The organism is Methylomonas sp. BG-2, assembly GCF_057766305.1.
Genome location: NZ_JBYMAP010000096.1, coordinates 1 through 15,605 on the forward strand (window position 1 = coordinate 1; position 15,605 = coordinate 15,605).

At 56.9% G+C, this 15,605-nt stretch carries 14 protein-coding genes and 1 tRNA gene; 7 read left to right on the top strand and 8 right to left on the bottom strand.

Going from position 1 to position 15,605, the window contains the following annotated elements:
- The 6 genes from AC3B8H_RS10865 to AC3B8H_RS10890 all read left to right on the top strand — a co-directional run.
- The coding region (locus AC3B8H_RS10865) for an alginate export family protein (RefSeq protein ID WP_488441602.1) at positions 1-785 on the top strand (785 nt) is incomplete at its 5' end.
- A 15-nt stretch (positions 786-800) separates the two neighbouring features.
- Positions 801-1,586 (top strand): TSUP family transporter, encoded by a 786-nt coding sequence (locus AC3B8H_RS10870; RefSeq protein ID WP_488441603.1) that lies wholly within the window; start codon positions 801-803, stop codon positions 1,584-1,586.
- Between the two features lie 315 nt (positions 1,587-1,901).
- Positions 1,902-2,672 carry a molybdate ABC transporter substrate-binding protein gene (gene modA / locus AC3B8H_RS10875; protein ID WP_488441604.1) on the top strand — a complete coding sequence of 257 codons (771 nt, stop codon included), beginning with the start codon at positions 1,902-1,904 and terminating at the stop codon, positions 2,670-2,672.
- Positions 2,673-2,674: 2 nt separating this feature from the next.
- Positions 2,675-3,361: a molybdate ABC transporter permease subunit gene (gene modB, locus AC3B8H_RS10880; protein ID WP_488441605.1), complete on the top strand. Its 687-nt coding sequence runs from the start codon at positions 2,675-2,677 to the stop codon at positions 3,359-3,361.
- Positions 3,358-4,431: a molybdenum ABC transporter ATP-binding protein gene (modC, locus tag AC3B8H_RS10885; protein ID WP_488441606.1), complete on the top strand. Its 1,074-nt coding sequence runs from the start codon at positions 3,358-3,360 to the stop codon at positions 4,429-4,431. Before modB ends, modC begins: the two co-directional genes overlap by 4 nt.
- A 138-nt stretch (positions 4,432-4,569) precedes the next feature.
- Positions 4,570-5,922, top strand: coding sequence for an autotransporter outer membrane beta-barrel domain-containing protein (locus tag AC3B8H_RS10890; protein WP_488441607.1), 1,353 nt, complete (start codon positions 4,570-4,572; stop codon positions 5,920-5,922).
- A gap of 98 nt (positions 5,923-6,020) precedes the next feature.
- Here AC3B8H_RS10890 and pnp read toward each other — a convergent pair whose 3' ends face one another.
- The 8 genes from pnp to AC3B8H_RS10930 form a co-directional block, all read right to left on the bottom strand.
- A complete protein-coding gene (gene pnp, locus AC3B8H_RS10895; RefSeq protein WP_488441608.1) occupies positions 6,021-8,099 on the bottom strand; it encodes a polyribonucleotide nucleotidyltransferase in 2,079 nt (692 codons plus the stop codon).
- Between the two features lie 83 nt (positions 8,100-8,182).
- Positions 8,183-8,452, bottom strand: a complete 270-nt coding sequence (rpsO, locus tag AC3B8H_RS10900; protein ID WP_488441609.1) for a 30S ribosomal protein S15 — start codon at positions 8,450-8,452, stop codon at positions 8,183-8,185.
- Positions 8,453-8,557: 105 nt separating this feature from the next.
- A complete protein-coding gene (gene truB, locus AC3B8H_RS10905; RefSeq protein WP_488441610.1) occupies positions 8,558-9,469 on the bottom strand; it encodes a tRNA pseudouridine(55) synthase TruB in 912 nt (303 codons plus the stop codon).
- Positions 9,469-9,867 (bottom strand): 30S ribosome-binding factor RbfA, encoded by a 399-nt coding sequence (rbfA, locus tag AC3B8H_RS10910; RefSeq protein ID WP_488441611.1) that lies wholly within the window; start codon positions 9,865-9,867, stop codon positions 9,469-9,471. The genes truB and rbfA overlap by 1 nt, the downstream gene beginning before the upstream one ends.
- Positions 9,868-12,534, bottom strand: a complete 2,667-nt coding sequence (gene infB, locus AC3B8H_RS10915) for a translation initiation factor IF-2 (RefSeq protein WP_488441612.1) — start codon at positions 12,532-12,534, stop codon at positions 9,868-9,870.
- 14 nt (positions 12,535-12,548) lie between these two features.
- Positions 12,549-14,060 carry a transcription termination factor NusA gene (nusA, locus tag AC3B8H_RS10920; RefSeq protein ID WP_488441613.1) on the bottom strand — a complete coding sequence of 504 codons (1,512 nt, stop codon included), beginning with the start codon at positions 14,058-14,060 and terminating at the stop codon, positions 12,549-12,551.
- Positions 14,050-14,535, bottom strand: coding sequence for a ribosome maturation factor RimP (gene rimP / locus AC3B8H_RS10925; protein ID WP_488441614.1), 486 nt, complete (start codon positions 14,533-14,535; stop codon positions 14,050-14,052). Before rimP ends, nusA begins: the two co-directional genes overlap by 11 nt.
- 143 nt (positions 14,536-14,678) lie before the next feature.
- Positions 14,679-14,754, bottom strand: a tRNA-Phe gene (locus tag AC3B8H_RS10930).
- Positions 14,755-15,085: 331 nt separating this feature from the next.
- Between AC3B8H_RS10930 and AC3B8H_RS10935 the strand changes: the two genes are divergently transcribed.
- Positions 15,086-15,481, top strand: coding sequence for a hypothetical protein (locus AC3B8H_RS10935; protein WP_488441615.1), 396 nt, complete (start codon positions 15,086-15,088; stop codon positions 15,479-15,481).
- The last annotated feature ends 124 nt before the right edge of the window (positions 15,482-15,605 follow it).

A 15,605-nucleotide genomic window follows, 5' to 3' on the forward strand; every position in this document is an offset into this window, starting at 1 on the left:
ACAGTCTGGACGAACCGGAATACCAAACGTGGTTTTCGGGCGGCTTCTTGGAAGTCTACAATCTGGCCTGGAAGGTCAACGCCGAACTGTATCTTTACCATCTTGACGAGGGCGACCGCAAACGCCTGCTAACCCGGAATCGCCGCTACTTTACGCCAGGCATGCGTTTTTACTTGAAACCGGCCAAGGGCAAATTCGATTTCGAGAGCGAAACCATAGGCCAGTTCGGCACGGTGCGCGCGTCCACGACGTCTGGCGAAGATCTGGAGCACTCGGCCTGGTACCAACACCTCGATATTGGCTACACCTTCGAATTACCCTGGTCTCCGCGCCTGTCGCTGCATTACGACTACGCCAGCGGCGACCACGATCCCAACGACAAAAAAGACCAACGCTTCGATACCTTGTACGGCGCCCGCCGTTTCGAATTTGGCGCTACCGGCATTTACGGCGCATTCGCCCGCGCCAACGTCAATACGCCGGGCTATCGAATCACCGCGGCACCGCGCCAGGATGTCCAACTCGGCTTGCTCCACCGGTTTTTCTGGCTGGCCGAAGACAAGGATACTTGGACCAGCGCCGGCTTGCGCGACAGCAGCGGCCGCACCGACAATTTCATCGGTCAACAATTGGAAATGACCGCGCGCTGGGACTTCAACAGCAGTTTGAATTTCGAAACCGGATGGGCGCATTTGTTCAAGGGAACCTTCGCCAAGGTAACCGCCAACGCGCCGGCTAAGGAAGATGTGGATTATTTTTACCTGCAGAGTCAACTACGGTTTTGAGGCTTGGGGATCCGGATGAAAACCAATCAAGCGGCCGTTTTCGGCTGCGGCGCATTGATAGGCACGCTGGGAGGCCTGATCGGTCTGGGCGGCGCCGAGTTTAGGCTCCCGCTGTTGATCGGTCTGTTCGGATTCGCCTCGCTGGAGGCGGTGATCCTGAACAAAACCATGAGCCTGATCGTCGTGGCCTCTGCCTTGCCGTTCAGGGCCGGCGCGATTCCGTTCGCCGCTGTGATCGAACATGGGTCGGTACTACTGAATCTGCTGGCCGGCAGCCTGCTGGGGGCTTGGTTCGGCGCCGGTTGGGCCATCCGCTTGAAAAGCGAGACCCTGTATCGGGTGATTTCGGTGTTATTGGCGTTGATCGCCATGCTGCTGTTAGTTGCCCATAACCCGACCAGCAGCCAGCAGCCGGCGTTGTCCGGTAGCGCGTTGGTACTGGCGGGCATCTCGGCGGGCTTGGTCATCGGCTTGGTGGCCTCGCTGATGGGGGTAGCCGGCGGCGAGCTGTTGATTCCGACGCTGGTATTGCTGTTCGGTATCGACATCAAGCTGGCCGGCAGTTTGTCGCTGGCGATCAGCCTGCCCACCATGCTGACCGGTATCGCCCGCTATAGCGGGGACCAAAGTTTTGCGGTGGTCGGCCGCAACCGGAGTTTCGTGCTGGTGATGGCGGTCGGCTCCTTGTTCGGCGCCTTCGCGGGAGGCCAATTGGTCGGCATGCTATCCAGCGACGTGTTGCTGCCGGTATTGGCCGCGATACTGGCGATCTCGGCAATCAAGGTTTGGCGGCACAAATAAGCTCCCCCTTTGGGGGCTGTCGTAAAAGTCAAAACAGCCCCTCGCCTTACGGGAAAGGGTGTCGTAAAAGCTCCCTCTCCTCGCGGGAGGGCTGGGGTGAGGGGAATAAATAATGTTTTTATACCCTCATCCTAGCTTTCTCCCGGAGGGAGAAGGAACTGTTTCGGCTTTTGCGACAACCTCCGCGCGGAGAGGGAGATTTCACGACGGCCTCCTTTGAAAAAAGGGGGCAAGGGAGGAATTATTTTTGGCCATAGCCTTATCCGTGATTGCTGAAATTTTGAACGCACTATTTTTTAACCCTTGGAGAACTTTATGCTCAATCATCGTTTTTTCCGCGCCCTCGTGCTGGCGGCGTTTATTCTCCCCGCTGCCACGGCCTGGTCCGCAACCACGCTAGTCGCGGTTGCTGCCAACTTCACCAAACCGATGGAGGAAATCGCCGCCGAATTCCAGAAAACCACCGGTCACGAGGCCAAACTGTCGTTCGGCTCTTCCGGTAAATTCGTGTCCCAGATCGAAAACGGCGCGCCGTTCGAAGTGTTCATGGCCGCCGATCAGGAAAACGCGGCCAAATTGGTCGGCGCCGATTTAGCCATTGCCGACACTCGCTTTACCTATGCGCTAGGCAAACTGGTGTTGTGGTCGGCAACGCCGGGCTTGGTGGACGAGCAAGGCGAAGTTCTCGCTAAAGGCGGCTTCAAACATCTGGCGCTGGCCGATCCCAAACTGGCGCCTTACGGTGCGGCGGCGCTCGAAGTTTTGAAAAAACTCGGCCTCCACGATAAATTGCTGCCGTTGATCGTACAAGGCGAAAACATTTCGCAAACCCATCAATTTATCAATACCGGCAATGCCGAACTGGGCTTCGTCGCCCTCTCTCAAGTCATCGAAAACGGCAAGATCGGCAGCGGCTCCGGCTGGATCGTACCTAGTGACCGTTACACCCCGATCCGGCAGGATGCGATTCTGCTTAGCAAGGGCGAGGAAAACCCCGCCGCGCAAGCATTGCTGCAATTTTTAAAAGGACCGCAAGCGTCGGCAATTATATTGAAATACGGTTACAGCCTACCTAGCCAACCTTAAGCATGCTCAGTCCCGCCGATATCGCCACGCTGTGGCTGACCTTCAAGGTCGCCAGTTTGGCAACCTTGATCATGCTGATGTTGGGCACGCCGTTGGCTTGGTGGTTGGCCCGCACTAGCTCGCGCTTCAAAGGCATTTGCAATGCGCTGGTGGCCTTGCCGCTGGTGTTGCCGCCGACCGTGCTGGGTTTCTATCTGCTGGTGATGTTGGGACCGAAAGGCCCCATCGGCCAACTGACCAGCGAATTGGGCTGGGGCACGCTGCCGTTTACCTTTCCGGGCTTGGTGGTGGCCTCGGTGTTTTATTCGCTGCCCTTCGTCGTGCAACCCTTGCAAACCTCATTTGCCGCGATCGGGCAGCAACCCATGGAAGCCGCGGCGACGCTGCGGGCCGGACCCTTGGATACCTTTTTCAGCGTTGTACTGCCGTTGGCGAAACCCGGCTTCATGACCGCGACTATTTTAGGTTTCGCGCATACCGTCGGCGAATTCGGCGTGGTGTTGATGGTCGGCGGCAATATACCGGACCGAACCCGGGTGGTGTCGGTGCAAATCTATAACCACGTCGAAGCCTTGGAATATGCGCAAGCCCATTGGCTGGCCGGCGGCTTGCTGCTGTTTTCCTTTACCGTTCTGCTGGTGCTGTATAGCGCATTGAAAACCCACCCTGCCGCCCACCAACTCAAATGACCACACCCATCCGCGCCGCGTTCGATTTGGATTACGGCGAATTTCGACTCCAAGTAGACTTGGTTTTGCCCGGTAGCGGCGTTTCGGTATTGTTTGGCCATTCCGGTTCCGGCAAGACCACGCTGCTGCGCTGCATCGCCGGCTTGCAAAAAGCCGGCAACGGTTTTCTGCAAATTAATGGCGATATCTGGCAGGACAGCAAAATCGGCCTGTTTTTGCCAACCCACCGGCGCTCGCTGGGCTACGTGTTTCAGGAAGCCAATTTGTTTCCGCATTTGTCCGTCAAGGGCAATCTGCAATTCGGTTTGAAGCGCACCGGCCAAGCCGGCGCCGATCTGGCGCACATTCTGGAACTGTTGGGGATAGGCCATCTGTTGGCACGCATGCCTGACAGGCTGTCCGGCGGCGAGCGCCAGCGGGTGGCCATCGCCCGGGCATTGGCGCTGAATCCGAAGGTACTGTTGATGGACGAGCCGCTGGCGGCGCTGGATTTCAAACGTAAGCAGGAAATCCTGCCTTATTTGTCCCGCCTACACCAGGAATTGAAGATCCCGGTGATCTATGTCACGCATTCACAACAGGAAGTCGCCCAACTTGGCGACCATCTGGTGATCATGGCCGACGGCCGAGTCTTAGCCGCTGGCCCGCTCGCCGAAACCCAAAGCCGACTGGATGTGCCGTTGGCCCAGGACCGAGACGCGGCCACGGTTTGGCAAGGTCTGGTTCAGGACCATGAACCCGAGTTTCATCTGACCCGCGTGGAAACCGCCGCCGGCGCGCTGAACCTGGCGGCCGTGCCCGCCGCTGCTGGTACACCGCTACGCCTGCAAATTCAGGCGCGGGACGTCAGTATCGCGCTGGAAAAACCGGCGGCCACCAGCATACTCAACGTGTTGCCGGCCACGGTGACCGGGCTGGCCGCCGAATGCGACGGCTTGTGCGTGGTCGGCTTAAAAGTCGGCCCGTTGCCGCTGCTGGCGCACGTCAGCCAAAAGTCCGCTACGGTATTGGGCCTAAGCGCCGGCATGCCGGTCTACGCGCAAATCAAGGGCACGTCCATCCTGAACTAGGCCACCAGCGGTAGCGGTGCGCCCAAACTCACCCGCATACCGGCCGAGGGCATTGTTTTTGGGCAACTATCTCGTGACAAAGTTGCGGTACGCCTTATAATCCCGGAGTCATATATCCTCTATCCATGGAGCTTGAACGTGAAAACATTATTGGCCTTGGCCGGTTTGGGGTTCAGCCTGTCCGCCCAGGCGACAATCACCGGCAGTTTCGTCAGTTCCGATTCGCTACAAAGTTACGTCATCAATGATTTTTCGTCGGTCTCGCTCATCGAAAACGCCTACACTCAATTGCTGAATTATCAAACCAGTAATAATCTCGATTCCGAAAACGCAAAAATCGTAGTCACCGATAGCATTTACACGCTGGAGGTCACTCTTGGCGGTTCGCTGACTTGCTACTATCTTGGCCAAACCGCCACTTCGCTTGAGGATTGCGCCAACCTGACCGCCTACGCGACCGGCGGACTGGCGGCCTCGGGCACCTCCCCGCAAGAACAGCAGGGCCTAAATGCCGTCAACGACGCCACCACGATCGGTTTGCAACTCAACCGCAGCACCGCGCAGATTTCCAGCTCGTTACAGTCTCTCCGGCATCTGCGCGTTGATCATTCCACCGCGAAAGGCGGCGGCGCCGGCGACGACCTATACAGCATGGTCGGCCCGTTCGGATTTTTCGTCAACGCCGGCGGCTCCTGGGGACGCGTCGACGGCACTACCGGCAGTTCAGGTTTCGCGTTGTACAACCGCAATTTCAATGCCGCGCTCGATTTCAAAATCAGCGAACGTTTCGCAACCGGTATTCTGTTCGGCTATACCAGTTCCGCCGCCGAACTGGATCGCGGTCAGGGTCGTTTCGATGCCAACATCTTTCGATTCTCGCCGTTCGCAACCTTAACGCCTACCGAGAACACCTATATCGATCTGGCGGCCGGTTACGCTAAACACGACAATGCGGCCAGCCGGCAATGTCTGACTTGCGGCGGCGGCGCCAAAGCCCAATTCGAAACCGACGAATTCAACATTTTGGCCGGCACTGGGTACACCCACAACATCGGCGCCTGGAGCCTGCGCGGCTACGGTCAAGCCTCAACCATTTACATGAATATCGGCGGCTATCGTGAACAGGGTCTGGTGGGTGTCGGGGGCGGCTTGCTGACGGTACCGGAACAATACGTGGTCTCGGTCACCAGCACCTTCGGGGTTGAATTGACCTATGCCTGGAGCCTGCCGTTCGGTGTGTTGACGCCGCGCGTCAACGGCGAATGGGTGCGGGAATACGCCAACGATCCGCGTGTCACCCGTGCCTTTACCCGCTCCGGCTTGGCGGCGAGCATCGTCTCCAGCGCCGCCGAACGCGATTGGGGCAACATGGGCGCCGGCCTGCAACTCAATCTGCCGAACGGTTTGGCCGCCAATTTAGGCTATCAAGCCTTGATCATGTCCGGCTCCTATAATCACGCGCTGGAAGGCGGGCTACGCTGGGAGTTTTAATCTGGCCACATCCGTGGCGAGAAGAAGCTCGCCGACCACAAGAGGGCAAGCATAAAAAAGGGCCTTACGGCCCTTTCTGATCGTTTCAAGCGTGAAAATCAAGCGTTATCGACTTCTTTCATGCTCAAACGCACTCGGCCTTGGCGGTCGATCTCCAATACCTTGACCCGGACGACATCGCCTTCCGACAATTTGTCGCTGACTTTTTCGACGCGTTCTTCGGAAATTTGCGAGATGTGGACCAAGCCGTCCTTGCCAGGCAAGATGGTTACGAACGCACCGAAGTCCATCAAGCGAACGACTTTGCCTTCGTAAGTTTTACCGACTTCAACCTCGGCGGTAATTTCCTCAATCATGCGCTTGGCTTCTTCGCCGGCGGCCTTATCGACGGAAGCGATATTGACGGTGCCGTCGTCGGTCAAATCGACGCTGGCGCCAGTTTGCTCGGTGATCGCCCGAATCGTGACACCACCCTTACCGATGACTTCGCGGATTTTAGCGGGATCGATCTTGAAGCTGATGATGCGCGGCGCGAAATCCGACATCTGAGTCCTCGAGCTAGACAAGGCTTTGTTCATCTCACCCAAAATGTGCAGGCGGCCTTGCTTGGCTTGATCCAGCGCGACCTTCATGATTTCCGGGGTAATGCCGTCGATCTTGATGTCCATTTGCAGCGCGGTGACGCCGTTTTCCGAACCGGCGACTTTAAAGTCCATGTCGCCCAAATGATCTTCGTCGCCCAGAATGTCGGACAGGACCGCAAATTGATCGCCCTCCTTGATCAAGCCCATCGCGATACCGGCGACCGGCGCTTTCAACGGCACGCCGGCGTCCATCAACGCCAGGCTGCTGCCGCATACCGACGCCATCGAGCTTGAGCCGTTGGATTCGGTGATTTCGGAGACGACGCGGATTACGTACGGGAATTCGCCGATCGTCGGCGTAACGGCTTGCACGCCGCGCTTGGCCAGACGGCCGTGACCGATTTCGCGGCGTTTGGGCGAACCGGTACGGCCGGTTTCGCCAACGCTGAACGGCGGAAAGTTGTAGTGAAACAGGAAGGTATCCTTGTATTCGCCCGCCAGTGCGTCGATGATCTGGGCGTCGCGTTCGGTACCCAGGGTCGCGACGACCAGGGCTTGGGTTTCGCCGCGGGTGAATAGCGCCGAACCGTGGGTTCTCGGCAATACGCTGGTGCGTATCGAGATCGGTCTGACCGTGGTCAAGTCGCGGCCGTCTATCCGTTTGCGATCGTTCAGAATCGCACCGCGAACAACGTTATATTCCAAGGTCTCGATGACGTTGCGTATGTCTTTTTCGGCATAAAGACCTTCGGCGGTCAATTTTTCGACGACGGCTGCGCGGATCGCGCTCAAGGTATCTTGTCTGACCAATTTCTCGGGAATTTGGTACGCGGCTTTGATTTGCGCTTCGGCTTCGGCGGCGACAGCGGCTTTCAAGGCCTCGTTGTCGGCGGGCGCCACCCAGTTCAAGGCCGGAGTAGCGACTTCGGCGGCCAATTCGTTGATCGCATTGATCGCAACCTGCATTTGTTCGTGGCCGAACAATACCGCGCCCAGCATGACGTCTTCCGGCAGCAGATCGGCTTCCGACTCGACCATCAGCACGGCTTTTTGGGTGCCTGCCACCATCAGACGCAAACGCGATTCCTTCAATTGCGGCAAGGTGGGGTTCAATACGTACTGGCCGTCGATATAACCGATGGTCGCGGCGCCCAATGGGCCGTTGAACGGCAAGCCCGAAACCGCCAACGCGGCGGATGCGCCGATAATGGCCGGCGCTTCGGTGTCTATCTCCGGGTTCAACGACAACACGGTCGCGATAATTTGCACTTCGTTAGTGAAGCCTTCGGGAAACAATGGCCGGATCGGACGATCGATCAAGCGCGAGATCAGGGTTTCGTTTTCGCTGGGACGGCCTTCGCGTTTGAAAAAGCCGCCGGGAATTTTGCCCGCGGCAAAGGCTTTCTCTTGGTAGTCCACCGTCAATGGGAAAAAGTCGCCGCCGCTGCTTTCCTTTTTACCGACCACGGTCACCAGCAGCGTGGTACCCTCTACATCAATGATCACCGCGCCGTTGGCTTGGCGGGCGATTTCGCCGGTTTCTAGCGTGACGAGACGATCCCCGTACTGAAATTGTTTCCTGATAGGATTCACTATAAGGTTCCTTTTTTAAAGGTTGTGCTGAAATGTGCCAAAAAAAGAAACGGCGTACGACACGCCGTTTCTTCCGGGCGGTATTACTTACGAATGCCCAAACGCTCGATCAAGGAGCGGTAGCGGGCCACATCGGTTTCTTTCAGATAATCCAGCAATTTGCGGCGTTGGTTAACCATGCGCAGCAAGCCGCGACGCGAATGGTTGTCCTTTTTGTGCGCCGCGAAATGCGGTGTCAACTGGTTGATGTTGGCGGTCAGCAAAGCCACTTGAACTTCGGTGGAACCGGTGTCGGTATCCGACAAACGGTATTCTTCGACGACTGCTTTCTTTTGTTCTGCGGTTAAAGCCATTTTAATCCCTATCGATTAATCAATTAAAAGAACGCCACCGGACGATGGCCAAGATGCGCCGCTTCCACAATAGGGTGTAGGAGCCAGCGCGGTTTTCCAGGATAATCAAGCATTTCGATCATCCATTAGAAACAGTTTTTTCGGGGCTAGTTTACCATTCAATAGGATTTCACCCAACCCCAAAAAGGTTTCGGGGCCGTAGATTCTTACCGGCCCCGGTTGGCCGCCACCGACTTCGACCTGCTGTCCCTGCCTTACCCTGCCGGCCTGTTCAGCGGCCAAGGCGAGCGCCGGCATGCCGCGTAGGGGCTCGTCCGGCGAAATCAGAACCGCTTGAAGCTGCTCGGCGCTCATGGCCTGCAATTGCTCGAACGTGTGGGCTTGAGCCAAACGAAACAACCCCGCTTCGGTGCGCCGTAACGCGATCACGGTGGCGCAGCTGCCTAGCGCGTGGCCTAGATCCTCGACCAACGAACGGACATAAGTTCCCTTCGAACAAACCACGTCCAATGTCAGCTCCCGGTCGCCGGCCTCGATTAGTTTCAAGTCATAAATCGTGACCGGCCGCGCCTTGCGTTCTATCGTCAAGCCTTCGCGCGCCAGTTCGTACAATTTCCGGCCGTTATGCTTCAACGCCGAATACATCGGCGGAATCTGCGCTATCGCACCGGTAAAACGGTGCAAGGCCGCCAGCAAGGTCGCTTCGCTGAATGCCGGAACCGGCATTTCGGCGACGACGTTACCGTCGCTGTCGCCGGTATCGGTCATCACGCCCAGCCGCATCGATACCGTATAGCGCTTGTCGTCGTCGAGCAGCAGGCCGGACACCTTGGTGGCTTCGCCGAAGCAAAGCGGCAGCAATCCAGTCGCCAACGGGTCCAACGCACCGGTGTGGCCGGCCTTGTTGGCATTCAATAAATGCCGGACTTCCTGCAAGGCCTTGTTGGAAGATACGCCTTGGCGCTTATCCAGCAAGACGATGCCGTGCACATCGCGCCCGGACTTGCGTTTTGCCATTACTCGTCCCCGGACTTGCCGGCGACGGGCTCATCGCCCTCGTCCTGCCGCCCTTCCGGATCGTGCAGCAATTCCGCGACGCGCATGCCGGTATCGAAGGAATGATCGTAGTAAAAATGCAGCTCGGAGATGTGTCTGAGCCGCATCCGTTTCGCCAGTTCATGACGGATGAACGGCGCGATCTCGTTCAAAACCTTGACGTTGCCACGCTTGGCCGCGTCGTCGCCGTTTAACACCGTGATGTAAACTTTTGCCACGGCCAGATCCTTGGACAGCTCGACATCGTTGATCGTCACGAAACCCAGACGGGTATCCTTGACGTCGCGCTGCAAAATCGTCGCCAATTCCTTCTGCATTTCCGAGGCAACCCGCTGACTGCGGCCGTATTCTCTTGCCATTTAGATTTCCCGTCTGACTTCGATACGCTCGAAAACCTCGATCTGGTCGCCGGCCTTGACGTCGTTGTAATTCTTGACGCCGATGCCGCATTCCATGCCCATCTTGACTTCGGTGACGTCGTCCTTGAAGCGGCGCAACGATTCCAGCTGACCCTCGAAAATGACCACGTTGTTGCGCAACACCCGAATCGGCAGATTGCGCTTGACGAAGCCGTCGATGACCATGCATCCGGCGACCGCGCCGAATTTCGGCGAGCGGAACACGTCCCGCACCTCGGCCAAGCCGACGATTTTCTCTTGGATGTCCGGCGCCAACATACCGCTGATTGCGCGTTTCACCTCGTCGATCGCTTCGTAGATAATGCTGTAATAATGCAGATCGATGTCTTTTTCTTCGATCAGCTTACGGGCCACCGCATCCGCTCGGACGTTGAAGCCGATCAGGATCGCGCCGGACGCCAGCGCCAAATTGGCATCGCCCTCGTTGATGCCGCCGACGCCGCCGAAAATGCATTTGACCTGGACTTCGTCGGTCGACAAACCCACCAGCGACTCGCGCAACGCTTCCAAACTGCCCTGCACGTCGGTTTTGATGACCACGTTCAGCGTCGAGGTTTCGCCTGCGGTCATCCGCGAGAACACATCATCCAGTTTTGAGGCGCCCATCGCCGCGTGACGGCTGGATTTCTTCCTCTCCTCGCGGTGCGCCGCCAATTCGCGGGCCACTCGCTCGTTTTGTACGACCAGCAGTTCGTCGCCGGCATCCGGCGTTCCGGAAAGACCCAAAATTTCGACCGGCGTGCTGGGTCCCGCGGTTTTGATCGAATGCGCGTTTTCGTCGAACATCGCCCGAATCCGGCCGTATTCGTGGCCGCACAGCACGAAGTCGCCTTTATTCAAGGTGCCTTTCTGGATCAACACCGTCGCTACCGCGCCGCGGCCCTTGTCCAGCCGCGACTCGATACAGACCCCGGACGCAACGCCGTCCTTCGGCGCGGTGAGTTCCAGTACTTCGGCCTGCACGATCAAGGCTTCAATCAGATCATCGATGCCGACGCCGGTTTTCGCCGACACTTTCAGGAACTGCACGTCGCCGCCCCACTCTTCCGGCACCACATTCAACGTCGCCAATTCCTGCATCACCCGATCCGGGTTCGCCTCGTTTTTGTCGATCTTATTGAGCGCCACGATAATAGGCACGTTAGCGGCGCGAGCATGCTCGATCGCTTCCTTGGTTTGCGGCATCACGCCGTCGTCGGCGGCCACCACCACGATGACGATGTCGGTGACTTCGGCGCCACGCGCCCGCATCGCGGTGAACGCGGCGTGGCCGGGCGTGTCCAGGAAGGTGACCGCGCCGTGATCGGTTCTGACCTGATAAGCGCCGATATGCTGGGTAATACCGCCCGCTTCGCCGGCGGCGACCCGGGTTTTCCGAATGTAGTCCAGCAGCGAAGTTTTACCGTGGTCGACGTGACCCATAATGGTAACGATGGGAGCCCGGGCGACCACTTTGACTTCGTCGGACTCGGCCATCACTTCGGCGAGCATTTCCTTCTCGAAATCGTCCTCGCTTTGCATGATCGGCTTATGCCCCATTTCCTCAACCAAGATGACCGCCGTTTCCTGGTCGATGGTTTGGTTGATCGTGGTCATAATACCCAGCTTCATCAAATGCTTGATGACTTCAGCCGCCTTGACGTTCATCTTTTGAGCCAGATCGGACACGATGATGGTCTCGGGAATCGTCACCTCGTATACCGTCGGCGCCACCGGTTTTTCGAACTTATGGCGGGCCTGAATATCCGGCTCGAAATCGGACTTGTCGCGTTTGGGTTGCGGCTTGGCCTTTTTACCCTTGCCGCGTCGCGGATCGCCGCTACGCGCGCTTTCGACATCGACTTCCGGAACGGTGCCGCGAGTCGGCTTGAATTCCGCCTTTTTCTTGTGCAGCGTTTGTTGCTGCTTGGCTTCGGCCTTTTTCTTGACCTTTTCGGCGTTGCGTTGCACCGCCGCTTCCAGACGCTCTTTCTTCTCTTTTTCCAGGCGCTGTTCCTCGGTCAATTCAGCGACCGGGCTTTCCACTTTCGGTTGAACCGGCTCGACGATTTCGGCTTCCGGTTTTTCGGCGGACTCCGCGATGGCGGCCGAGACGGCGACAACCGGAGCGGCTTCCTCGACGATAGTCGGCGCGACCACCGCTTGCTGGCCGACTTCGCCGGCCGGCTTGGCTTTTAATGCCTGCTGCTGGCGACGGCGATCTTCTTCCTCCGCCAAGCGCTTGTTCTGCTCCTCCAACGCCAGTTTGGCGCGTTCGGCCTCTTTTTGCTCGTCACTGACATGCGCTTCGCTACGTTTGATGTAGGTTTTTTGCTTGCGGACCTCCACACTAACGGTCTTGACGGCGCTGCCCGGCGGCGAAGCCTGCTTCAATTCGGTTTTCGTGCTGCGCTTCAAGGTAATGCGCTTGGGCGCGGCGGCTTCCGGATCGGTTTCCGCTTTGCCGTGGCGTTTGCGTAAATGGGCCAGCAGCTTGAACTTTTCCTGGTCGTCTATCACGTCATCGGGATCACTGGCGCTCAATCCGGCTTCCTTAAGCTGTTCCAAGAAACGCTCCAGAGGTATGCCGACAACCTCCGCCAATTCTCTAACTGTTTTATCGCTCATAGTGTCCTCCCGTCTCAGCCCTTGTCCTCTGCGAACCAAGATTCGCGGGCCTTCATGATTAGTTTACCAGCACGGTCTTCGTCCATGCCGGCAAAGCCGATGATATCGTCGATGGCCTGTTCGGCCAGATCGTCCAACGTGACAATGCCCTTGGCCGCCATTTCGCGAGCCAATTCTTCGTCCATGCCGTCCATCGCCAGCAATTCCTCGCTGGGCTCGGCGGTTTCGATTTTTTCTTCCGACGCGATCGCGCTGATCAACAACGCGTCCTTGGCCCGGCTGCGCAGCGCCTCGACCAATTCCTCGTCGAAACCGTCGATTTCCAACATTTCCTCGACCGGGATATAGGCAATCTCTTCGATGTTGTTCAAACCGACTTCGACCAAAACCGTGGCGATCTCTTCGTCCACGTCCAGTTGTTCCATGAACAATTGCTTGGATTTGGCCGCTTCTTCGTCGTGACTTTTGCCGAACTGGGCGGCGTCGATAATGTTCAGCTCCCAGCCGGTCAACTCGGAAGCCAAGCGTACGTTCTGTCCGCCGCGGCCGATGGCCTGCGACAGGCTGTCGGTGGCGACCGCCACGTCCATGCTGTGTTTGTCTTCGTCGACGACGATGGACTGAATCTCGGCCGGCGCCATGGCGTTGATGACGAATTGGGCCTCGTTGGCGTTCCAAAGAATGATATCGACCCGCTCGCCGGCCAGTTCGTTGGAAATGGCCTGCACCCGAGAGCCGCGCATGCCGACGCAGGCACCGACCGGGTCCAGCCGCGGGTCGTTGGCACGGACCGCGATTTTGGCGCGCGATCCAGGGTCCCGAGCGGCCGCCAAAATGTCGATCAAACCTTCACTGACTTCCGGCACTTCCAATCGGAATAATGCAATCAACAACTCCGGCGCGGTGCGGCTGACGAACAATTGCGGACCGCGCTGCTCGGAACGAACGGCTTTTAAATAGCCGCGCACCCGGTCGCCCATGCGGATCGGCTCTTTCGGAATCATGTCCTCGCGGGCGATATACGCTTCGACGTGGCCGCCCAAGTCCAAATAGACGCTGCCTTTTTCAACGCGTTTTACAATGCCGGTCACCAATTCTCCAACCCGGTCTTCGTAGGCTTCGACAATCTTGCGTCGCTCGGCTTCGCGAACTTTTTGAATGATGACTTGTTTGGCGGTCTGCGCGGCGATCCGGCAAAACTCGACCGACTCGACTTCTTCCTCGACGTAATCGCCGACTTGAATATTCGGCTCTTCGATCTGCGCGGCTTCCAACAGAATTTGCCAACCCGGATGCTCGACATCGCCGTTAATTTCCGGATTGGCTTCGACCACCTGCCAACGCCGGTAAGTCGTGTAGTCGCCGGTATGGCGATTGATTTCCACCCGGGCCTTGACCGGGTTTTCATAGCGCTTGACGGTCGCCGCTTCCAGCGCGGACTCAATGGCTTGAAAGATTAGCTCCTTGTCTATGTCTTTTTCGTTAGCGAAAACATCCGCGACCAGTAAAATTTCTTTATTTGCCATTGCGACCTCCTTTATTCAGTAAATATTCGGGTACCAAGCGCGCCTTACTCATCGTGTGGAACGGGATGGCGATTAATCGTTCGCCTTCCCGTAATACGACGGCGTCACCCTCGACCGCCTTGATTTCCCCGGTGATCCGGCGGCGTTTGTCTATCGGCTTGAACAATGCGACTTGAACGCTGCTGCCGATGTAGCGCTCGAATTGATTTAGTTTGAAAAACGGCCGATCCGCGCCGGGTGACGATACTTCCAACTGGTAATTGCCTTGAATCGGGTCCTCGACATCCAGTACGCCACTGACCTGATGACTGACCTTGCTGCAATCGTCCAATAAAATCCCATTTTCGCTATCGATATAGATGCGCAGCATGCCGTGCTGAGGATGCGGATTGTATTCGATGCCCACGCACTCGTAGCCAAGACCTTCGACAATCGGCTCTATCAACTCGACCAAATGTTCGGGAGCTTGCTTCATGACCGCCTAACCTTTTCAAACCCAAAAAAAAAGAGCCTCAGGCTCTTCCATAAACAACCAAGAACTTGCGGGCTTCGCCATTTCGAAGCCCCACAAAACAAAAAACCCCTAAAAGGGGCTTTCGATATCCGCCAACCGAAACGTGGTGCCCAGGGACAGAATCGAACTGTCGACACGAGGATTTTCAGTCCTCTGCTCTACCGACTGAGCTACCTGGGCAATGTTTTCGGTCATCAAATTTGGAACACCGTAACCACCAGCCGAATGTTCGGTTCCGATTAGCTACCGCCAAACTTAAAGCGCCCATTCTAACCAAATCGGACCGGCTTGCCTAGCGTTTTTTAGATAAGCAACAGAAACATAGCGCCTCAACCTCGGTTGGACACGAATTCGGCGCGGGGCAAGCCTATCGGTATTTTCAAGAATTTGTCCTTGCAATAAGTAAGGCATCGGTCGTAGCCAACCTTAGGCATGGTGGAGACCCAACCGTATGCTCAGAAACAAATCCAGGATAGAATCAGGATTTTTAACCGTCACGAAAAAATCGAGTATGAGCCTAAAATCCCGTTTAATACGAACCGCCATTCGGCTGACACCCAACCTGTTGATCGTATGGGCCGCCAATTGGGTGCTAAAAGGCATCGCCGAATTGGCCGAATTCAAGTTCGATTTAGACGCGAGAACGGTCTACGTCAAGACGCGTTTATACGGCGAAGAAGGCTCGCTGGAGCTGAGTCTGGAAGATTTTGCGGTGTTTCATGATGGAGAATCCTACCGCTTCATTATTCATCACGCACGCTCGGACCGGCCGTGGTTGCACAATTTGCTAGCCAAATTCATCGGTAAGGCCTGGAAAATCCCGGCGATACCGCAATTGAGCGCCCAATTGGCATTGATTGCGGAGGTCTTTCAAAACAATACGCCGGCACTGGAATCGACCGATTGATTTCGCGAAATCTTTCCAAAAGGTGAAACGAGAAACGCGCGCTGGGGGCGTTTTACAGCGGATTAACCAAATCCGCTGTAAAACAAACTATAACTTCAGTGGCGATTTAAGCTGATAAAGCGCT

Bases quoted from the DNA above. Each gene is read 5' to 3' on its own strand.
- AC3B8H_RS10870 (WP_488441603.1), top strand. From the start codon at position 801: ATGAAAACCAATCAAGCGGCCGTTTTCGGCTGCGGCGCATTGATAGGC.
- modA (WP_488441604.1), top strand. From the start codon at position 1,902: ATGCTCAATCATCGTTTTTTCCGCGCCCTCGTGCTGGCGGCGTTTATT.
- modB (WP_488441605.1), top strand. From the start codon at position 2,675: ATGCTCAGTCCCGCCGATATCGCCACGCTGTGGCTGACCTTCAAGGTC.
- modC (WP_488441606.1), top strand. From the start codon at position 3,358: ATGACCACACCCATCCGCGCCGCGTTCGATTTGGATTACGGCGAATTT.
- rpsO (WP_488441609.1), bottom strand. From the start codon at position 8,452: ATGGCTTTAACCGCAGAACAAAAGAAAGCAGTCGTCGAAGAATACCGT.
- truB (WP_488441610.1), bottom strand. From the start codon at position 9,469: ATGGCAAAACGCAAGTCCGGGCGCGATGTGCACGGCATCGTCTTGCTG.
- rbfA (WP_488441611.1), bottom strand. From the start codon at position 9,867: ATGGCAAGAGAATACGGCCGCAGTCAGCGGGTTGCCTCGGAAATGCAG.
- infB (WP_488441612.1), bottom strand. From the start codon at position 12,534: ATGAGCGATAAAACAGTTAGAGAATTGGCGGAGGTTGTCGGCATACCT.
- nusA (WP_488441613.1), bottom strand. From the start codon at position 14,060: ATGGCAAATAAAGAAATTTTACTGGTCGCGGATGTTTTCGCTAACGAA.
- rimP (WP_488441614.1), bottom strand. From the start codon at position 14,535: ATGAAGCAAGCTCCCGAACATTTGGTCGAGTTGATAGAGCCGATTGTC.
- AC3B8H_RS10935 (WP_488441615.1), top strand. From the start codon at position 15,086: ATGAGCCTAAAATCCCGTTTAATACGAACCGCCATTCGGCTGACACCC.